Consider the following 19,116-nt stretch of genomic DNA (forward strand, 5'->3'; position numbering starts at 1 on the left):
TGGGACCGCACCCTTTCCGAGATTTCCGACAAGCTCTGGGCCGCGGTGGATTACCAGGGGACCGACTCCGCGATCGGCGCCCTGAGCTTCGGCGTCTCCTACGCGTTCGCCGAGAACGTGAGCGTCATCTTCGGGTACGACATCTACAACGAGAAGACGACGGGCGGGGAGAACACCTTCACCGTACAACTCGACATCAATTTCTAGCCGGCGGGCAGGAAAGGAGCGAACCGATGACCCGATCCACGATTGGGAAATGGCCCCTGATTCTGGTATTCCTCGCCACCCTCTTTCTCTCCGGCGCCGCCGCCGTCGGATCCGCCGAGGAGGCCCCGGCCCCTGCGGTCCAAAAGGCCGCATCGGCGCCCGCCTTCACCCAGGAGATGGCCGACGCGATCGCCAACCAGAAGATCGCCATGGACACCGTCTGGGTGATGGTCACCGCCTTCCTGGTCTTCTTCATGAACCTCGGCTTCGGGCTGGTGGAGTCGGGCTTCTGCCGGGCCAAGAACTGCGTCAACATCCTCTTCAAGAACTTCGTGGTGTTCGCGGTCTCCTCCCTCGCGTTCCTGGCGCTGGGCTTCGGGCTCATGTTCGGGGACGGAACCGCGTTCTTCGGCCTCAAAGGCCTCTTCTTCGCCACGGGGGCCGACAACAGCCCGGCCATGGGAGATGCCTACCAGGGCGTGTACAGCGCCCTCAACTGGACGGGCGTGCCGCTGTGGGCCAAGTTCTTCTTCCAGCTCGTCTTCGCAGGAACCGCGGCCACGATCGTGTCGGGAGCGGTGGCCGAGCGGATCAAGTTCCAGGCGTTCGTCATCTTCACCTTCTTCATGGTGGGGATCGTCTACCCCATCGGCGGGCATCTGATCTGGGGCGGCGGCTGGCTCGCGAGCAAGGGGTTCCTCGACTTCGCCGGCTCCACCGTCGTCCACTCCATCGGCGGCTGGGCGGCGCTGGCCGGCATCATCATGCTCGGACCGCGGATCGGCAAGTACGGTCCGGGCGGCAAGGTGAACGCTTTCCCCGGCCACAGCATGACCTCGGCCGCCATCGGCGTGTTCGTGCTCTGGTTCGGATGGTTCGGGTTCAACCCCGGCTCCACCATGGCCGCGGACTGGGCCTCCATCGCCCACGTGGCCACCACGACCAACACGGCCGCCGCGGCCGCGACCCTCTCCTCCATGATCACGGCCTGGGTGCTCCTGGGCAAGCCCGACCTCGGGATGGCCCTGAACGGCTGCCTTGCGGGCCTGGTGGCGATCACCGCCCCATGCGCCTTCGTGAGCGTCCCCAGTTCTCTCCTCATCGGCCTCATCGCCGGCATCCTGGTCGTCCTGGCGGTCTTTTTCTTCGACCGGATCCGGATCGACGACCCGGTGGGCGCCACCGCGGTTCACCTGGCCAACGGGGTGTTCGGGACCATCGCCCTGGGCCTCTTCGCCGACCCCGCCGTCTGCCCGGCCGCGGCGGCAGCCAAGAAGGGGCTGTTCCTGGGCGGCGGCATGGGCCAGCTCGGGCCCCAGCTCCTGGGCGTCGCGTTGGTCGGGGCGGCGGTCTTCGCCCTCTCCCTGGCTTTCTGGTTCGTGACGAAAATCCTCTGCAACGGCATCCGCGTGAGCGAGGAGGAGGAAATGGAAGGTCTGGACTACCACGAGCACGGAAACGCCGCGTACCCGAACTTCCAGCTGATCGAGAAGAGGTAACCCGACATGAAGAAGATCGAGGCGATCATCAAGCCGTTCAAGCTCGACGAGGTGAAAAGCGCCCTGCAGGAGCTGGGGATCAGCGGGATGACGGTGGTCGAGGTGAAGGGGTTCGGCCGCCAGAAGGGACACACGGAGATCTATCGCGGGGCGGAATACATGGTCGAATTCGTCCCGAAGATCAAGATCGAGGCGGCGGTTCCGGCCGACTCGGTCGCCGCCGTCGTGGAGCGGATCCTCACCGCGGCCCGGACCGGGAAGATCGGCGACGGGAAGATCTTCGTCTACGACGTGGAGGAGGTCGTCCGGATCCGCACGGGCGAGCGGGGACGCGAAGCTTTGTAGCGAACCGCCCCCCTACATCGCCCGGATGGGCAGAACGAACATCGGGATCCCGTGGTACACGAGCTTCCGCTGGGCGAGAAACGCGGTCTGGTTGTGGAGAAACCGGGACAGGAAGGTCCCCTCCCGGAAGACGAGCTTGCCGGCGAAGAAGGTCGTGTTCGGGAAGTCCCTCACCAGGGCGGCGGCGAGACGGTCGATGATCTCGATGGCGTCGGTGCCCACTTCCTGGCGCACCTCCGCGTAATACCCGCTGGCCCGGACAAAGGAGACGTACTGCCCCAGCTGGGCCGCGAGGTCCTCGCCCAGGTTCGCCACCTCGGCGGCCCCCTTGAACCGGCTGGAATCGACGACCCCCGCGGAGAGGAAGACGAAGTTCCGGAACATCCCGGGGAAGGAACGGACCACCGAGAAGAAGACGTGCATCCCCATCCCGTTGTACCCGGAAACCAGGATCGCGGCCGTCGGGGCGTCCCTCCGCGCCGCGACGTCCGTCCGGGACTCCGTCGGGGCGGGGAGTTGGGTCAGCAGGGCGTCCAGACGCCGTACATACTCCTGGGACTGCCGGTAGTGGCGCCGCACCAGGAAGGAGAGGCCGGCGAACGACCCGGTGATGAGGAGGGTCACCCATCCCCCCTCCGGGAACTTGATCCATACGGTCACGCACAGGATCGACGCGGTCAGCAGGAACCCCACGCCGTTCAGCGCGAGGCGGCCCCGCCACCGGCGCTCCTCCCCCCGGCTCCTCCGCCAGTGGACGCACATTCCGAACTGGGAGAGGGTGAAGGTCAAAAACACGTTGATCGAGTACATGATGACCAGGTACTGCACCGAGCCCCCGGTGATGAAGAGCATCAGAAAGGCCATCCCCCCCATGAAAACCACCCCGTACTTCGTGACCAGCCGGTCCGAGAGGTACGCGAACCGGCGGGGCATGTAGGAGTCGACCGCCATGTTCGCGAGAACCTGGGGTCCGCCCAGGAACCCCGTCTGGGCCGCGACGAATAGCAGGACCGCCTCCGTCCCCATCACGAGGGCGAGGACCATCCGGCCGGTCCCTTCCCCGCCCAGATCACGGACCAGCCCCTCGAACAGGACGGCGTTGAGCGTCTTTCCCTCCACGGGGCGGACGCCGTTCAGCACGTATCCCAGGAGGATCCCGCCCGCGATGAAGGAGAGCGAGACGGCCATGTAGAGCATCGCCCTCCTCCCCGTCCGGACCCGGGGCTCCCGCAAGGTCTGCATGGAGTTGCTGATGGCCTCGATCCCCGTATAGGTTCCCGCCCCCATGGAGTAGGCGCGCAACAGGAGGGCGGCCACGCCGAGCCAGCCCATCTGCGACGCGGAGGCGGACAGGTCCTCCGACACCCGGGCGGTAAGCAGGGGGATGTCGGACACGTGGCGAAGGACGCCGTACAGGACGAGCGGCACGTGGGAAAGGAGGAACGCCACGAAGATCGGCGTGAGGGCCGTGACCGATTCCTTCACGCCCCGGAGGTTCAGCCAGACGAGGAGCAGGATGACCGAACCGGTGGTGAGGAACTTGTGCTCCCCCCACCCCGGCGGGAGGAGGCTGAAGACGGCGTTCACCCCCGCTGCCACGGAGATGGTGACGGTCAGGACGTAGTCGATCACGAGCGCCGACCCCGAAGCGACCCCGACCCGCTCCCCCAGGAGCTTGGAGGCGACGATGTACCCGCCCCCGCCGGATGGGAACGCCTCGATGATCTGCGAGTAGCTCCCCGAGATGACGAACACGGTGACGACCGTGGCCAGGGCCACGAAGAGGGCCAGCACCGTGTGGTTCCCCAGGGCGAGGTACGCCTCCTCCGGACCGTAGGCGGAGGAGGAGATCCCGTCCGCGCCCAGCCCCACCCAGGCGAAGAAGGCGATGAGGGAAATCTGGTGGAAGACCTTGGGATCGAAGAGGTTTCGGGGAGCACCGAAAAGGAGAAGCTTGGCCCGCCGGATGAAGGACATGCCCTGTCACTCCGTTGTTGCCGGTCATCATGCACCGCCCGGCCGGACATCATCGTAATCCCGGCGAGATTCCGCGTCAATTACAAGGCGAGAAGAATACAAGGCGGGAAGAACCCTGCTTCGCTCCGGATTCCCGGAAACCGGGGGAACCGCGCTCCATCGCGGAATTTGCGAGGCGGATCGGATTCCCGTTGGATATACTTCATGGATGGCCCCGAAGCTCCCGATGCGCGTTTCCCTGTTCTCGACCTGTCTTGCCGACACGTTCTTCCCGAACGTCTGCTTCGCCACGGTCGCCGTCCTCGAGCGGTTCGGGGTGGAGGTCCGCGTTCCCCTCTCCCAGACCTGCTGCGGCCAGCCGCCCTTCAACTCGGGGAACCGGCGGGAAGCGCGGAAAATGGCGGCCCGCTTTCTCTCCGTCTTCGAAGGCGAGGATCCTATCGTGACCCCCTCGGGATCCTGCGCCGCGATGGTGAAGAACGAGTACCCGGTCCTCTTCCGCGACGAGCCGGGGATGCTTTCCCGGTCCCGCGCCCTGGGCGAGCGGGTCTTCGAGCTGACCCAGTTCCTCGTCGAGATCCTCGGGGTGACCGAACCCCGGTCGTCCTTCCGGGGCAAGGTGACCTATCACGACTCCTGCCACCTCCGCCGGGGGCTCGGGGTTTCGGAGGCGCCCCGGAAGCTGCTGCGCGCCATTCCCGGCGTGGAGTTCGTCGAGATGAAGGAAAGCGAACGCTGCTGCGGGTTCGGCGGCGTCTTCGCCATGAAGTATCCCGGGATCTCCTGCCGGATGGTCGACCGGAAGATCGAGAGGATCCTCGAGACCGGCGCGGCCTTCGTGACCTCCGGAGACACCGGATGCCTGATGAACATCGGCGGGGCGATCTCGCGGACCGGGTACCCGGTCCGGGCGGTCCATATCGCCGAGATCCTCGCCGGATCCCTCGAGGGAGCGCGGTGATGGAGCCGCGCACCCGCTCCTTCCACCGGAACGCGGAGAAGGCCCTCTCCGACCGTCCGCTCCAGACCGCGCTGGGAAGGGCGACGGAGAGGTTCGTGGAGAACCGGGCGGCCGCGATCGCCCAGTTCCCCGGATTCGAGGCGGCGCGCCGGGAGGCCTCCCAAGTCAAGTCGGAGGCGCTCGAACATCTCGACCGGCATCTCGAACGGTTCCTGGCCGAGGCCGAGCGGCGGGGGACCTCCGTCCACGTCGCCTCGGACGCGGCGCAGGCCCGGAGGATCGCCGCCGGCATCGCCCGGGAGGAGGGGGTGACCCTCGCGGTCAAATCGAAGTCGATGGCCGCCGAGGAGATCGGCCTGAACGGCGCTCTGGAGGAGGCGGGCGTCGAGGTGGTGGAGACCGATCTCGGGGAGTACATCATCCAGCTCGCCGGCGAGCCCCCCTCGCACATCATCGCCCCCGCGATCCACAAGACGCGGGAACAGGTGTCGGCGCTCTTCGAGAAGGCGCTCGGGGAGCCCTACACGGAGGAGATCCCCGAGCTGACCCGCATCGCCCGGAGGCGGCTGCGGGAGAAGTTCCTCTCGGCGCAGATGGGGATCAGCGGGGCGAACTTCCTCTGCGCGGACACCGGCTCGGTCGTCCTGGTGACCAACGAGGGGAACGGTCGGATGGGGACGATCCTCCCCCGGGTCCACCTGGTCATCGCGGGGATCGAGAAGATCATCCCGCGCCTGACGGACCTCCCCCTTTTCCTGCGCCTGCTGGCGCGCAGCGCGACGGGACAGCGGACCTCCTCCTACCTCTCGGTCCTCACCGGGCCGAAGCGGCCGGGGGACGCGGAGGGGCCTTCGAAGCTGCACGTCATCCTGCTGGACAACGGGCGCAGCGGGATCCTCGCCGGAAAATACCGGGACATCCTGAAATGCATCCGGTGCGGCGCCTGCATCAACGCCTGCCCCGTCTTCCAGAGCATCGGGGGGCACGCCTACGGGTGGGTCTACCCCGGGCCGATCGGCTCCGTTCTGAGCACCCTGATGCTGGGTCTGCCGGAGGCGTCCGCCCTTCCCAACGCCAGCACCCTCTGCGGCGCCTGCGAGGAGGTCTGCCCGGTCGGGATCCCCCTGCCGGAGATGCTGCTGGAGCTTCGCTCGGACGAGCGGGAGCAGGGGCTGAAGACCCCGCTGGAGGTCCTGGGAGCGAAAGCCTATGCGGGGGTGATGGGACGGGCCGGCGTGCTGGAGGCACTTCAGAGGATGGCCGGGGCCCTCTCCGGGCTCTTCTCCCGGGAAGGCCGGGTCACCCGCCTCCCCCCGCCCTTCTCCGGCTGGACCGACCGGCGCGACTTCCCCGCCCCGGCCCCCCAGCCATTCCGGCGCCTCTGGAAGAAGGCCCGGGGGATCCGTCCATGGAACCGGTAACCCGAAAGGAGGTTCTGCTCGCCCGGGTCCGCGCGGCATTGCGCAGGCATGGCGGAGCCGGCCCCCCGGACGGCGCGGCGGCGCGGGTTCCCCCCGAGCCTGCCGGGGGTCCGGAGAGGATCTCCCTCTTCCGGAGCCGGTTCGAGGCGACAGGAGGAACGTTCCTGGAAGGGGCCTCCCCGGAGGCGGTCCTGCCGGCCCTCGCGCAGGCGCTGCGGGCGGAAGGGGTCACCTCCCTGCTCTTCCCACGGGAGGACGACGCGGCACGCATCCTGGGAGAGACCCTCGCGATCGTCGGGCCGTTCCGGATCGTCTCTCCGGACGAATTGCGGCTGCCCCTCCCCCCCGTGACGGCGGGAATCCAGACCGCCGAGTTCGCCATCGCGGAGACCGGCACGATCGTCCAGACCAGCCGCGGCGGAAAGACGCTCCTCCCCGGGCTTCTGACCGACATCCACGTGGCGATCCTCTCCCACGGGATCTTCCATGCGGCGATGGAGGAGTGCCTCGAGGTCCTTTCCGCCGATCCCCCGCGCAACATCTCCTGCATCACCGGCCCCAGCCGGACCGCCGACATCGAGCTCACGCTGACCATCGGGGTCCACGGGCCCCGCGGGGTGATCGCGGTGCTTACCAGCCCATCGCCCGGATGAGGAACAGCCAGCCGGTGATCGTGAACACGGAGGCGGCGGTGGAAACGACCACGATGCTCCCGGCCAGGTCGGTGTCCCCCTTGAGCTGCGAGGCCATCACGTAGGTGACCACGGCGGTGGGACACCCCATCATGATCGCGCCGACCCTGAGATCCTCCCCAGACAGTCCCAGCCAGCGGTAGGCGACGACCGCCGCCGCGGTCAGCACCAGGATCTTCATCGAGGCGGCCAGGGCGGCGCTGCGGAACCCCGACCGCGCCCGCTCGAAGGAGAAGGATCCTCCCAGGCACAGCAGCGACAGGGGGAGGGTGGCCGAGGAGAGGATCTCCAGCGTGTTCCCGATCAACCGCGGAACCGGAAGGGCGAGCCCGCTCCAGACGATCCCGGAAAACGAGGAGAGGATGAGGGGATTGGTCGCCAGCTGCCGCAGCACCCGGACCGCGTTCCCCTTACGGCCTCCATCTCCCCCGTGCGGCAGCATCAGGGCGACGACCGCCAGGGCGTTGAGCAGGGGGACCATGAAGCCGAGGAGGATCCCGGCCTTCCGCAGCCCGGCGTCCCCCACCACCGAGAAGACGATCGGCAGACCCACGTAGGCCAGGTTCGCCCGGAACGCCCCCTGGACGAAGACTCCCTGTTCGGCGGGGGTGATCCCGATGCGGCGGGAGAGCAGGGTCGCCAGGAGAAAGGTCGCGACGGTGGCCGCGTACCCCCCGAGCACGAGCGGGGCGTTGAAGGCCTCCCGGAAGTTCGACGTCCCGATCTTGTAGAACAGGAGGGCGGGAAGGAGCAGGTAGTAGACCAGCGCGTTCGCCGTGTCGATGAACCCCTCCCCGATGAAGCGGAACCTGCGCGCGGCGGCGCCGATCGCGATCACGAGGAACACCGGCAGGACCGCCTGCAGGATGTCCACGGCTCTTTCCCCCCCTTCCGCGAATGCAAAACGGGCGGCCCGCACCCGGCGGGCCGCCCGCCCCGTTCACCGATCCGGTGGTCTCCCGAACGCCCGGCGGAACCCGGCGGTCCCTACTTGGCCTCCGGCCCCCTATTTCTTCCCATGCTCCGTGGAGAGGTATTCGAGGATCTTCGCCGCGTCGGCCTCCGGGATCCAGTCCGCCTTCTTCGCCTGCATCGATATGATGATCGCCGCCCACTCCTCCTTGTTCGTCGCCCTCGCGGTGGCGCGGTCGAGCCCGTGGCACACGCTGCACTTCTGCTCGAAGAGAGCCTTCCCCTCGGCGGTCGCGGATACCGCGGGGGCCGGCGGCTTCGGGGCCTCGGGCTTGGAACAGGCGGCCGCGAGAGCCATCACTGCGAGAAACGCCAAGGACAGGGCACTGTTGCGAAGACGCATCGTCCACTTCCTCCTTTACGCGTTGGAAAATCGAATGGGGACATCTTACTCCCGCGAAGACGGGGGCTCAACCGGAAACCCGATCCCGGGGGGTGAGATCCAGCGCGTTCCCAGGGAAACTGGTAGGATAGGCCCAACGCCGCAACGCGCGGGATTTCGTTCGACGGGAGGGATCGGCGGTGATCCGGGTGCGCATCCCGCAGAAGGACCGGGAGATCGAGGTTCCGGGGCCGAAGCGGGTGATGGACATTCTCGAGGCGGCGGGGGTCCGGCCGTCGACGGTCCTGGTGACGCAGGGAAAGAGGCTGCTCACCAGGGACCAGCGGGTCGAGGACGGGGAGACGGTCGAGATCCTCTCCGTGGTGTCGGGGGGATAGCGTGAAGTGCAAGCGGTGCCGGAAGGCGCAGGCCTCCGTGGAGCTGCCGAGCCACCACAGCGCCTTCTGCCCGGAATGCTTCTTCGTCTTCTTCCGCCGGCAGGTCACGGAGGGGATCCGGAAGTTCTCCCTTATCTCCCGGGAGGACCGGGTGCTGGTCTGCGTCTCCGGCGGCAAGGACAGCCTCGTCCTGTGGGACATCCTGATGGAGCTGGGATACGAGACGGAGGGTCTCTACATCGACCTCGGCATCCCCGGCTACTCGGAGCGCTCGAGGGAGAAGGTGCTGGCGTTCGCCGGTCCCCGCGGGAAGGAGCCGATCGTCGTGGACCTCGGGAGGGAGGGGGTCCCGATCCCGGAGGCGGCCGGAAGGAGCCGCAAGGAGGAGTGCGCGGTCTGCGGGACGGTGAAGCGCTACTTCTTCAACCGGATCGCCGCCGAGCGGGGGTTCACCGTCGTCGCCACGGGACATAACCTCGACGACGAGGCGGCCCGCCTGCTCGGGAACCTTCTCCACTGGCAGGAAGAGCACCTGGCGCGGCAGCATCCGCTGCTGCCGGAAACCGGAGGGGGGCTGGTGCGCAAGGTCAAGCCGCTGTGGCGCGTGAGCGAGCGGGAGACCGCCTCCTACGGCTTTCTCAAGGGGATCGACTACGTCCTCGAGGAGTGCCCGATGAGCGTCGACGCCACCTCGCTCGTCTACAAGGAGGCGCTCACCCTGCTCGAGGAGGAGATGCCGGGGACCCGCATCCGCTTCTACCACGGCTTTCTGAACAGCAAACCCCCAAGAACCGGGACGTTCCTAAGAACTTTCCTCGACGGCGAAGGGAGGAGGCACGGCACGGAGGAAAAGGCGGGGGATGCCGAACGGGAGGAGTCCGGGGAGGCCCCGGACAGCTGCGTGGCCTGCGGAGCGCCTTCCTTCGCGGAGACCTGCTCCTACTGCCGCCTCCGGGAGAAGGTCCTCCACGGGCGGAGGAAAGCGGGAGGGCGATGATGGCGGGAAGGAGCCCCCGGGGACCGCTTCGGGAAGGGGAAGAGGTGATCCTCGTCGATCCGAAGGGGGAGGAGCGGCGGCTCCTCCTCTGCGCGGGGAAGGCGTTCGGAACGCACAAGGGAAACCTGCACCACGACGACATCCTCGGGAAGCCGGACGGCTGCCGTGTCTGGACGGCGATGGGCGCCGGGTACCGGGTCTTCCGCCCCACCTTCATCCAGTACGCGATGACGCTCAAGCGCCACGCCCAGATCATCTACCCCAAGGACATCGGGCCGATCCTCCTGTGGGCCGACATCTTCCCGGGGGCGTTCGTGATCGAGGCGGGGATCGGATGGGGGGCGCTGGCGATCAAGCTGCTCGAGGCGGTCGGCCCCTCGGGGCGTCTCGTCTCCTACGAGATCCGGGAGGATTTCGCGGCAAGCGGCGGGGGGACGGTCCGCAAATTCCTGGGCGAATGCCCGAACCACGAGATCAAGGTGCGCGACATCTACCAGGGGATCGAGGAAACGGGGGTGGACCGGATCGTCCTGGACCTTCCGGAGCCCTGGCAGGCGGTTCCCCACGCGCGGGAGGCGCTCGCGCCGGGGGGGATCCTCCTCTCCTACCTTCCCTCCACGATCCAGGTCAAGCAGCTGGTCGACCGGGTCGAGTCGGCGGGCGGATTCACGGAGCCGGAGGTCTTCGAGGTGATCCACCGTCCCTGGCACGTCAAGGGGCAGTCGGTCCGCCCGGTCCAGTGGATGTTCTCCCACTCTGCCTTCCTGATCGCCTGCCGGAAAACCTCAGAACCGGGACGTTCCTAAGAACTTTGGTCCCCGAGACGGGGAAAAGGGACATCTCGCAGAATATTCCCGACATATTTTATATCGAGATCTCGTTTCTCTGATCGCAATAGGTACCGCCCCGCACCCTCCGAGATTTCCAGCCATCGGCAGATCAACGCTACGGGCACATCGATCCTGGCCTTGCACTCCCGAAGCACTTGTCGTCTTGCATCGACCTCCGCATACCCCCTTGCCCTTCCCACAATCCGATCTTCGGGGACCCCGCAGCGCATCGATACGACCGAAAGGATCTTGAGGAATCGAGCATGCAAGCGGGCGGTTCCTGCATTCATTTCGGCGACGGTGTCGGTCGGATACGCCCCAATCGCATCCTCCCGATGAGGAATCTCTTCAAGGTACGATCCGGTCTCGACGAATGCACGGTATCGACATATCCATGAGGAATCATCCTCGCCCGGGAAGAACTCCCGGATGGCGGAGAGATCCTGCCAACCGGCCCTATCCCCGGCAAGGATATATTTATGCCCCGTCCAGGGATATTCCTCCAGATATCGAAAGGTTTGAACCTGCCTGGCGCGAAGAGGATTGAGATGGACGTACCGAATCGCGGCCCGCAGGTACGATTCTTTGGTGATGATCCTGGATTGGTACCGGTTCTGGAAAAGATGCCCAGCGCGAATACAGCGCTTGTTGAAATACATGGAATAACCGGTCAGCAGGCATTGCATAAAAAACGGTAGTTCCCCTCCTCGGCTATGGAGCAACAGATGAAAATGATTCGGCATCAATGCCCAGGCGAAACAGGAAAGATTCCATCGCTTCAGGTTCCCCCCCAACCGCTCGAGAAATACAAAACGGTCTTGGTCATCCACGAAAATGTCTCGTTTTTCGATTCCACGGCCGTATACATGATGATACGCGCCCGGAAAATCAACTCGGGGTGCTCTGGGCATGAACGGAGCCGGTTCAATCATCACGCCAAAGCACCAGCTTCCATGAGAACTTCAATCATTTCGCTCGAAATGACCGACCGGATTTTGTCGGATGGAAGAACTTCTCAGGAACGTCCCGGTTCTTAGTTCGATTGGCGGTCCGAGGAGGACCGGAACCGGTCATCCCCGGTCCGGTTGGATCTTGCGGAAGAAGTCGAAGGTACTCGAAAATCCTTCGCGGAATGGAATCTTCGGGGCATAACCGAGCAGGTCCCTCGCCAGGGTGATGTCGGCCATGGAGTCTCGGACGTCGCCCGGGCGGGGCGGCTCGAACCGGGGGAGCACCCGGCGCCCGGCCAGCCCGTAGACGATCTCGAGGATCGAAAGCAGCGAAATCCGTTCCCCGCAGGCGATGTTGAACACCTTCCCGCAGGCCGCCTTCGGCGCCTCGCAGGCCAGCAGGTTCGCCCGCACCACGTTGTCGATGTAGGTGAAATCCCGCGTCTGGCCGCCGTCGCCGTACACCGTGGGGGGCTCCCCGGATAGCACCGAGGTGATGAACCTCGGAATGACCGCCGCGTACATCGACGTCGGATCCTGCCGCGGCCCGAAAACGTTGAAGTACCGGAGCGACACCGTCTCCAGCCCGTACACCTCGAAGAAGATCCGCATGTAGTGCTCCCCCGCCAGCTTCTGGGCGGCGTAGGGGCTCTTCGGGTTGGGGGTCATCGACTCGCGCTTCGGCAGCTCCGGGGTGTCGCCGTAGGCGGAGGAGGAGGCGGCGAACACGACCCGCCGGACCCCTGCGTCGCGGGCGGCGATCAGCAGGTTCACCGTCCCCCCGACGTTGATCCCGTTGGAGAGGACCGGGTCGGCCACCGAGCGGGGGACCGACGGCAACGCCCCCTGGTGGAGGACATAGGGTACGCCCTCCGCAGCCCGCCGCACCGTGTCCTGGTCGCGCAGGTCCCCCTCGTGCAGTTCGAAGGCGTCCCCGTACCGCTGCGCGAGGCCGGCCAGGTTTTCCCGCTTGCCGGTGAGAAAATTGTCCAGGACCCGGACCCGGTGCCCGGCCGAAAGGAGCGCCTCCGTCAGGTTCGAGCCGATGAAGCCGGCGCCGCCCGTCACCAGGTAGTCCATCCGTCCTCCGCTCAGAGCTTGATGATCTTCGACCCGTTTTTCCCCTTGAGGGCGTTGCGGGCGTCGACGACCACCTTCGACTCCCTGGCCACCATCCTGTAGTCGAATGCGCTGTGGTCGGTCACCACCACCACGCAGTCGGCCTTCCGCAGCGTCGACGCGGAGAACTTCTCCGCGTTCATCCGGATCCCGTGCTCGTCGAGCAGCGGCACGTGGGGATCGCAGTAGGAGAGCTTCGCCTCCTTCTGGCCGAGCAGCTGCAGGATGTCCAGGGCGGGCGATTCCCGGACGTCGCTGATGTCCTTCTTGTAGGCGACCCCCAGCACCAGGATCTTCGCCCCGTTGACCGATTTTTTGAACCGGTTCAGGGCGTCGACGACCTTGCCGACGACGTAGTGGGGCATCTGCCCGTTGATCACCCCGGCCAGCTCGATGAAGCGGGACTCGAAGCCGTACTGCTTCGCCTTCCAGGAGAGGTAGAAGGGATCGAGCGGAATGCAGTGCCCGCCGATCCCGGGGCCCGGGTAGAAGGGCATGAAGCCGAACGGCTTGGACTTCGCCGCGTCGATCACCTCCCAGACGTCGATCCCCATCCGGTCGCACATGAGGGCGATCTCGTTCACCAGCCCGATGTTCACCGCGCGGAAGGTGTTCTCCAGCAGCTTCACCATTTCCGCCACCGTCGCGGTGGACACGGGGTGCACCCGTTCCAGGACCCCCTGGTAAAGGGCGACGGCCACCTTCGTGCACCTCGGGGTCGCACCGCCGACCACCTTCGGGATGTTCTTGGTCGTGTAGATCGGGTTGCCGGGATCGACCCGCTCGGGGGAGAAGGCGAGGAAGATGTCGCGGCCGGCCTTGAACCCCTTCTCCTCGAACAGCGGCACCAGAAGCTCGTCGGTGGTCCCGGGGTAGGTGGTGCTCTCCAGCACGACCAGCATCCCCGGATGCAGGTATTTCGCCACCTGTTCGGCGGCGCTGACGACGTAGGAAAGGTCCGGGTCCTTGGTCTTGCGCAGGGGGGTGGGGACGCAGATGTTCACGGTGTCCGCCTCGGCCAGCGCCGAGTAGTCGGAGGTGGCCCTCAGGCGCCCCGCCTCCACCACGGCGCGGAGCGATTCCGAAGAAACATCCCCGATGTAGGATTTCCCGGCGCGGATCGCCCGGATCTTGGCCCCGTCGGAGTCGATCCCGATCACGGGGATCCCCGCCTCCGCGAACTCCACCGCGAGAGGCAGCCCCACGTACCCCAGGCCGACGACGGCCGCCGTGAACTCCTTCCGCCGGATGCGGGAGAGAAGATCGTCCGGGGATCCAATGCCGGGCATCGTAGCACCTCCAGAATCAGGATAACGGCGCGACCCGGGAACGGCGCCGGCATGGCGCTCCGTCCGGGTCCGCGCGGGGGCCCGCTCCCCTACCTATCGGCCCCGGTTCAGGCGGACTTGAGCTTCTTGAGCTCCGTGATCAGCTGGGGAACGGCCTTGAACAGGTCGGCGACCAGCCCGTAGTCGGCGACCTGGAAGATCGGCGCCTCCTCGTCCTTGTTGATGGCCACGATCACCTTGGAGTCCTTCATCCCCGCCAGGTGCTGGATCGCCCCGCTGATCCCCAGGGCGATGTAGAGCTCCGGGGCCACGATCTTCCCGGTCTGCCCCACCTGCCAGTCGTTGGGCGCCCACCCGGCGTCCACCGTCGCCCGGGAGGCCCCGATCGCCGCTCCCAGCTGGTCGGCCAGATCCTCGACCAGCTTGTAGTTCTCCTTCGACTTGATCCCCCGCCCCGCGGAGACGACCACCCGGGCCTCGGTGAGCTCGGGGCGCCCCGACTTGGTCTCCTCCCGGCCGACGAACGCGCTCCCCCCCGGGTCGGCCGTCAGCGTCACCGCCTCCACAGGAGCCTTCTCCCCGCTTTCCGGCGCGGGGTCGAACGCCGTCTGCCGCACCGTGAGCAGGACCGGGCTTCCCTCGATCTCCACCGTGGCGATCGCGTTTCCCGCGTACATCGGGCGCAGGATCCGAAGGGCCTCCCCCTCCCTGGCCATCCCCACGATGTCGCCCGCCATGGGGGCGTCGAGCAGGCCGGACAGCCGCGGCATGAAATCCTTCCCGAAGGTGGAGGCCGGGGCCATCACCGTGCCGTACCCCTTCTCCTTCACCAGCTGCGCCACCGCGGGCGCGTAGGTCACCGCGAGGTATTTCTCGAAGTCGGCGTTCTCCGCGAGAAGGACCTTGCGCACCCCGTGCCCGGCCACGAGGTCGGCCACCGCCCCGACCCCCTTCCCGAGCACGAGCGCGTCCACCTCCCCGCCGGCCAGGCCGGAGAGGGTCTTCGCCGCCGTGAGCGTCGACAGGGTCGTCTTCCTGAAGGCCCCTTCCTGATGCTCGACCACTACCAGTATGTCCGCCATGTATCAATTCCTTCCGTCCCCAAGAACCGGGACGTTCCTAAGAAGTGGTTCCTTTCACGTTTGCAAATTCAACACACCACAGGCCCCAGAGACATCCTCAATTCTCAGGAACGTCCCCGTTCTGAGGTTAGAGCACTTTCGCCTCGTTCTTGAGCTTGGCGACCAGCTCGGCCACGTCGGCCACCTTCGTGCCTCCGGCCCGCTCCTTCGGCGGCGCCAGGGAGACCAGGCGAACCTTCGGCTTCATCTCCACTCCCAGGGAATCGGCGGCGATCACCTTCATCTCCTTCTTCTTCGCCTTCATGATCCCGGGGAGGGAGGCGTACCGCGGCTCGTTGAGCCGAAGGTCGGTGGTGACCACGGCGGGAAGGGGGACCCCGATCGTCTCCAGTCCGCCGTCCACCTCCCGGGTGACGTTCGCCCGCTTCCCGTCCTCGGAAAACTCGATCTTCGAGGCGAAGGTCGCCTGCGGCCAGGAGAGCAGCGCCGCCAGGATCTGCCCCACCTGGTTGTTGTCGTCGTCGACCGCCTGCTTTCCCATGAGGACCAGGTCCGGCTTCTCCTGCTCCACGACCTTGGCCATCACCTTCGCCACGCCGAGACTGTCGAGATCGTTCCCGGTCTCCACCAGGACCGCCCGGTCGGCCCCCATCGCCAGGGCGGTTCGGACCTGCTGCTCCCCCTGCTTCGGGCCGATGGTGTGGATCACCACCTCGCCCCCCTGCTTCTCCTTGATCCGCAGCGCCTCTTCCACCGCGATCTCGCAGAAGGGATTCACCACCATCTTGATGTTGTCCAGCACGATCCCTTTCCCGTCCTTCGTGATCTTGACCCTCTCGTCGGGGTTGGGGACCGGCTTGATCGCGACGAGTATCTTCACGTGTCACCTCCAGGATGCGTGGAAGCCCCGGGGACCGGAGCCACGGGGGATGATACCGGAAAGACCGGGGGGAATCAACCGGAAAATGAACCACTATTCAGTCAGGAGGAACGGGAAAATGCGGGGGAGAACGGCGGAAAACGCCGCTCCCGTGCCGCCGCCCAGAAGGTCCGCCGCCCAGTCGAGGAGGCTCATCGTGCGGCCCGGAATCCAGTGCTGGTGGACCTCGTCGATCGCCCCGGCGACGGCGATGAAGAGGAGGGTCTGCAGGACCGCCTGCTGCGCGGAGCATCCCGAGGCCCGGCGCCAGAGCCCGCAGAGAACCCCCATCACCCCGTAGAACCCGAGATGGGCCGCCTTGTCGGCGAACCGGAAATGGACCGGGATGTCGGGGTTCGGAATCGACGTCAGTACGAAGGTGAGCAACGCCCACAGGATCAGCAGCGCCAGGTACAACCGCCGTTGCGACAACCTCAACCCCGCCCGGGAATCCATCCGCCAAGACACGTCAGCCGCGTCCCTGCTCCCGGTACCAGCGGTCGTAGAAGGAGAGGTACTCCCCCGACTGGACGGCCCGCCACCAGGGCTCGTTCTCCAGGTACCAGCGGACCGTCGCCCGGAGCCCTTCCTCGAAGGGCACCCGCGGGGCCACCCCCAGCTCCGTCCGCACGCGGCCGTCGTCGATCGCGTATCGACGGTCGTGGCCGGGGCGGTCCGGCACGAACGCCATCATCGACTCGGGCTTCCCCATCGCCGACAGGAGCAGCTTCGTGATCTCGATGTTGGTCCGCTCGTTCCCGCCGCCGATGTTGTAGATCTCCCCCGGCTTCCCCCGCAGCAGGACCGCCTCGACCGCCCGCGAGTGGTCGTCCACGTGGATCCAGTCCCGGACGTTTCCCCCGTCGCCGTAGACCGGCACCGGTTTCCCGGCCGCAAGGAGCGTCACGAAGAAGGGGATCAGCTTCTCGGGAAACTGGTACGGGCCGTAGTTGTTCGAGCAGCGGGTGACGATCGCGGGGGTGCCGTAGGTCCTGAAATATGCCCGGGCCAGGAGATCTCCGGCCGTCTTGCTGGCGGCATAGGGGGAGTTGGGCCGCAGCGGCGACTGCTCCGTGAACTTCCCGGTCGCGCCGAGCGAGCCGTACACCTCGTCGGTGGAGATCTGCACGTACCGGGCGACTGCGGCCTTGCGCGCCGCGTCCAGCAGGACCTGCGTCCCCAGGACGTTCGTCCGAAGGAAAAGGGACGGGTCGGCGATGCTGCGGTCGACGTGGGTCTCCGCGGCGAAGTTCACGATCGCGTCGGGGGCGGCTTCCGCGACGATTCCCTCGATCCGGGCGGCGTCACAGATGTCGGCCCGGACGAACCGGTACCGGCCGTCCCCGGAGAGGTCCGCCAGGTTCGCGAGGTTCCCGGCGTAGGTCAATATGTCGACGTTGACGACCTGCCAGTCGCCGTGGGCGCCGAGGAGATGCCGGATGAAGTTCGACCCGATGAACCCGGCGCCTCCCGCGACCAGGAGCCGGACGCCGTTCTCCTTCATCCCGCGCTCCTTTCCCGACGCGTCCATGCCCCGGATCCTCCGAAGCTCCCCCCGGAATTTTCCACTGCGGAGCGAAGGAGGATCATCCGTCCTTCCTCTCCCAGGAGTAGGGGATGTCGTTGTCGTGCGGGTGGACCCGGTGCTCGTCCGGCTGGTCGTACCGGTAGGGCTCCGTGGGGATGTTGATCAGCAGCGCCTCCTCGAGGCCGGTCGTCTTGAACCCGTGGTAGACCAGCGGCGGGATCCGCAGCAGGATCGGACGGTGCTCTCCCAGGAAGAACTCGTTCACCTCCCCCTTCGTCGGGGACCCCTCCCGGGAATCGTAGAGCACCACCTTCATCATCCCCTTGACCACGCAGAAGTGGTCGGTCTGGAGCTTGTGGTAATGCCACGCCTTGACGACGCCGGGATATCCCGTGGTCAGGTAGACCTGGCCGAACTTCCGGAAGATCTCGTCGTCGCTGCGCAGGATCTCCATGAGGCGCCCCCGCTCGTCCGGGATCACCTTGAGGTTTTTGACCATCACGCCGTCGATCATCGCTTCGGCCTCCTTGTCACGGCAGGGTGATCCCGGAGGAATCGCCCAGCATGAACCGGTAGGCGTGCGGCTGACCGTCGCCTTTCCGGATCGCCACGTCCCGCCCGAGAAGGGAGTCGATGATCCGGGTCCCCACCCCCTCGATCGTGCACCGCTCGAGGACGATGCTGTGCTCGATCTCCACGTTCCGGATCGTGCATCCCGAAGCGATCGAGGTGAAGGGCCCCACGTAGGAGTCGACGATCCGCGTCCCCTCCCCGATCACCGCCGGCCCCCGGACGACGCTGTTCTCGACCACGGCCGTCTCCGCGAGGCGGACCTTGAATTCCACCCGGCTTTTCCCGTCGACCCGCCCCAGGATCCTCTCCTCCATCCCGTCCAGGACCATCCGGTTCGCCTCCAGGATGTCCTCGAGCTTCCCCGTGTCCTTCCACCAGCCGGTCACCAGGTGAGGCCGCACCGTGTACCCGTGGGTCACCAGCCACTGGATCGCGTCGGTGATCTCCAGCTCGCCTCTCCACGAAGGCTGGATCTCCCGGACCGCCTTGAACACGTTCGCGTCGAAGAGGTAGACCCCGACCAGCGCCAGGTCGGAGATGTACTCCTTCGGCTTCTCGACCAGCCGGACCACCTTGCCGTCTTTCAGTTCCGCCACCCCGAACTGGTTGGGGTCCTTCACCTTCGTCAGGAGGATCTGGCAGTTCGGCGGGTGATTCCGGAACTCCTCCACGATCGAGACGACCCCGTCCCGCAGCAGGTTGTCCCCCAGGACCATGATGAATGAATCTTCCTGCAAAAACGGTTCGGAGACCTTCACGGCGTGGGCCAGCCCGCCGGGATGGTCCTGCTCGATATAGGTCGCCTTCACCCCGAACCGGCTCCCGTCCCCCACCGCCTGCCGGATCTCGGCCGCGGTTTCCCCCACCACGATCCCGACGTCGGTCACCCCCGCCTCCGACAGCTGCTCCAGGCAGTAGAAGAGGACCGGCTTGTTCGCGATCGGAAGCAGTTGCTTCGCGCTCGTGAAGGTGATCGGCCGCAGGCGCGTCCCCTTCCCGCCGCTCAACACCAGACCTTTCATCTTCCCTCTCCAG

The 19,116-nt window shown here is 66.4% G+C and carries 19 protein-coding genes and 2 pseudogenes (1 of these 21 cut by a window edge); 9 read left to right on the top strand and 12 right to left on the bottom strand.

All coding sequences use genetic code 11. The annotated features are described in order from the left end of the window. The 3 genes and pseudogenes from A2X88_02420 to A2X88_02430 all read left to right on the top strand — a co-directional run. Positions 1-207, top strand: a pseudogene (locus A2X88_02420) (hypothetical protein) (it extends 494 nt beyond the left edge of the window). Between the two features lie 26 nt (positions 208-233). Then, positions 234-1,691, top strand: a pseudogene (locus tag A2X88_02425) (ammonia permease). Between the two features lie 21 nt (positions 1,692-1,712). Further along, positions 1,713-2,051, top strand: a complete 339-nt coding sequence (locus A2X88_02430; protein ID OGP35301.1) for a transcriptional regulator — start codon at positions 1,713-1,715, stop codon at positions 2,049-2,051. 12 nt (positions 2,052-2,063) lie between these two features. Here A2X88_02430 and A2X88_02435 read toward each other — a convergent pair whose 3' ends face one another. Continuing rightward, positions 2,064-4,028, bottom strand: a complete 1,965-nt coding sequence (locus A2X88_02435) for a hypothetical protein (protein ID OGP35302.1) — start codon at positions 4,026-4,028, stop codon at positions 2,064-2,066. Positions 4,029-4,236: 208 nt separating this feature from the next. On the opposite strand from A2X88_02435, the gene A2X88_02440 reads away from it, so the two are divergent. The 3 genes from A2X88_02440 to A2X88_02450 are packed head-to-tail and all read left to right on the top strand — an operon-like array spanning position 4,237 to position 7,063. Further along, entirely contained in the window at positions 4,237-4,989 is a 753-nt protein-coding gene (locus A2X88_02440; protein OGP35303.1) for a Fe-S oxidoreductase, read from the top strand. After that, positions 4,989-6,410, top strand: a complete 1,422-nt coding sequence (locus A2X88_02445) for an iron-sulfur cluster-binding protein (protein OGP35304.1) — start codon at positions 4,989-4,991, stop codon at positions 6,408-6,410. Before A2X88_02440 ends, A2X88_02445 begins: the two co-directional genes overlap by 1 nt. Continuing rightward, positions 6,398-7,063, top strand: a complete 666-nt coding sequence (locus tag A2X88_02450; GenBank protein ID OGP35305.1) for a hypothetical protein — start codon at positions 6,398-6,400, stop codon at positions 7,061-7,063. Before A2X88_02445 ends, A2X88_02450 begins: the two co-directional genes overlap by 13 nt. On the opposite strand, the gene A2X88_02455 is transcribed toward A2X88_02450, so the two are convergent. Further along, positions 7,041-7,976, bottom strand: a complete 936-nt coding sequence (locus A2X88_02455) for a hypothetical protein (GenBank protein ID OGP35306.1) — start codon at positions 7,974-7,976, stop codon at positions 7,041-7,043. The genes A2X88_02450 and A2X88_02455 overlap by 23 nt on opposite strands. Positions 7,977-8,108: 132 nt before the next feature. Then, positions 8,109-8,390: a hypothetical protein gene (locus tag A2X88_02460; GenBank protein OGP35307.1), complete on the bottom strand. Its 282-nt coding sequence runs from the start codon at positions 8,388-8,390 to the stop codon at positions 8,109-8,111. A 209-nt stretch (positions 8,391-8,599) separates the two neighbouring features. Here A2X88_02460 and A2X88_02465 point away from each other — a divergent pair, with 209 nt between their 5' ends. Genes A2X88_02465 through A2X88_02475 form a run of 3 tightly spaced genes read left to right on the top strand, consistent with a single transcriptional unit; the run spans position 8,600 to position 10,597 of the window. Beyond that, the gene (locus A2X88_02465) at positions 8,600-8,794 is read left to right on the top strand and encodes a hypothetical protein (GenBank protein OGP35332.1); all 195 of its coding nucleotides are present in this window, start codon (positions 8,600-8,602) and stop codon (positions 8,792-8,794) included. Between the two features lies 1 nt (position 8,795). Then, positions 8,796-9,791: a hypothetical protein gene (locus A2X88_02470; protein ID OGP35308.1), complete on the top strand. Its 996-nt coding sequence runs from the start codon at positions 8,796-8,798 to the stop codon at positions 9,789-9,791. Continuing rightward, complete coding sequence (locus A2X88_02475) at positions 9,791-10,597, top strand: hypothetical protein (protein ID OGP35333.1); 807 nt, start codon at positions 9,791-9,793, stop codon at positions 10,595-10,597. The genes A2X88_02470 and A2X88_02475 overlap by 1 nt, the downstream gene beginning before the upstream one ends. Here the strand turns inward: A2X88_02475 and A2X88_02480 are convergent. From A2X88_02480 to A2X88_02520, 9 genes are all read right to left on the bottom strand, one after another. Next, positions 10,594-11,307, bottom strand: a complete 714-nt coding sequence (locus A2X88_02480; protein ID OGP35309.1) for a hypothetical protein — start codon at positions 11,305-11,307, stop codon at positions 10,594-10,596. The two genes, A2X88_02475 and A2X88_02480, sit on opposite strands and share 4 nt — an antisense overlap. A 384-nt stretch (positions 11,308-11,691) precedes the next feature. Beyond that, positions 11,692-12,651: a Vi polysaccharide biosynthesis protein VipB/TviC gene (locus A2X88_02485; GenBank protein OGP35310.1), complete on the bottom strand. Its 960-nt coding sequence runs from the start codon at positions 12,649-12,651 to the stop codon at positions 11,692-11,694. 11 nt (positions 12,652-12,662) lie between these two features. Further along, positions 12,663-13,970, bottom strand: coding sequence for a UDP-N-acetyl-D-glucosamine dehydrogenase (locus A2X88_02490; GenBank protein OGP35334.1), 1,308 nt, complete (start codon positions 13,968-13,970; stop codon positions 12,663-12,665). Between the two features lie 116 nt (positions 13,971-14,086). After that, a complete protein-coding gene (locus tag A2X88_02495; GenBank protein ID OGP35311.1) occupies positions 14,087-15,061 on the bottom strand; it encodes an electron transfer flavoprotein subunit beta in 975 nt (324 codons plus the stop codon). Positions 15,062-15,188: 127 nt separating this feature from the next. Further along, entirely contained in the window at positions 15,189-15,941 is a 753-nt protein-coding gene (locus A2X88_02500) for an electron transfer flavoprotein subunit beta (protein OGP35312.1), read from the bottom strand. A gap of 93 nt (positions 15,942-16,034) precedes the next feature. Next, positions 16,035-16,397 (bottom strand): hypothetical protein, encoded by a 363-nt coding sequence (locus tag A2X88_02505; GenBank protein OGP35313.1) that lies wholly within the window; start codon positions 16,395-16,397, stop codon positions 16,035-16,037. A gap of 52 nt (positions 16,398-16,449) precedes the next feature. Next, positions 16,450-17,484, bottom strand: coding sequence for a dTDP-glucose 4,6-dehydratase (locus A2X88_02510; GenBank protein ID OGP35335.1), 1,035 nt, complete (start codon positions 17,482-17,484; stop codon positions 16,450-16,452). 82 nt (positions 17,485-17,566) lie between these two features. Continuing rightward, entirely contained in the window at positions 17,567-18,022 is a 456-nt protein-coding gene (locus A2X88_02515; GenBank protein ID OGP35314.1) for a dTDP-4-dehydrorhamnose 3,5-epimerase, read from the bottom strand. A gap of 16 nt (positions 18,023-18,038) precedes the next feature. After that, positions 18,039-19,103 (bottom strand): glucose-1-phosphate thymidylyltransferase, encoded by a 1,065-nt coding sequence (locus tag A2X88_02520; GenBank protein OGP35315.1) that lies wholly within the window; start codon positions 19,101-19,103, stop codon positions 18,039-18,041. Positions 19,104-19,116 lie beyond the last annotated feature (13 nt).

Source organism: Deltaproteobacteria bacterium GWC2_65_14, assembly GCA_001797615.1.
Classification (GTDB): domain Bacteria; phylum Desulfobacterota; class Deferrimicrobia; order Deferrimicrobiales; family Deferrimicrobiaceae; genus GWC2-65-14.

Bases quoted from the DNA above. Each gene is read 5' to 3' on its own strand.
- A2X88_02495 (OGP35311.1), bottom strand. From the start codon at position 15,061: ATGGCGGACATACTGGTAGTGGTCGAGCATCAGGAAGGGGCCTTCAGG.
- A2X88_02440 (OGP35303.1), top strand. From the start codon at position 4,237: ATGGCCCCGAAGCTCCCGATGCGCGTTTCCCTGTTCTCGACCTGTCTT.
- A2X88_02445 (OGP35304.1), top strand. From the start codon at position 4,989: ATGGAGCCGCGCACCCGCTCCTTCCACCGGAACGCGGAGAAGGCCCTC.
- A2X88_02475 (OGP35333.1), top strand. From the start codon at position 9,791: ATGGCGGGAAGGAGCCCCCGGGGACCGCTTCGGGAAGGGGAAGAGGTG.
- A2X88_02435 (OGP35302.1), bottom strand. From the start codon at position 4,028: ATGTCCTTCATCCGGCGGGCCAAGCTTCTCCTTTTCGGTGCTCCCCGA.
- A2X88_02480 (OGP35309.1), bottom strand. From the start codon at position 11,307: ATGCAATGCCTGCTGACCGGTTATTCCATGTATTTCAACAAGCGCTGT.
- A2X88_02515 (OGP35314.1), bottom strand. From the start codon at position 18,022: ATGATCGACGGCGTGATGGTCAAAAACCTCAAGGTGATCCCGGACGAG.
- A2X88_02485 (OGP35310.1), bottom strand. From the start codon at position 12,651: ATGGACTACCTGGTGACGGGCGGCGCCGGCTTCATCGGCTCGAACCTG.
- A2X88_02510 (OGP35335.1), bottom strand. From the start codon at position 17,484: ATGAAGGAGAACGGCGTCCGGCTCCTGGTCGCGGGAGGCGCCGGGTTC.
- A2X88_02520 (OGP35315.1), bottom strand. From the start codon at position 19,103: ATGAAAGGTCTGGTGTTGAGCGGCGGGAAGGGGACGCGCCTGCGGCCG.
- A2X88_02430 (OGP35301.1), top strand. From the start codon at position 1,713: ATGAAGAAGATCGAGGCGATCATCAAGCCGTTCAAGCTCGACGAGGTG.
- A2X88_02450 (OGP35305.1), top strand. From the start codon at position 6,398: ATGGAACCGGTAACCCGAAAGGAGGTTCTGCTCGCCCGGGTCCGCGCG.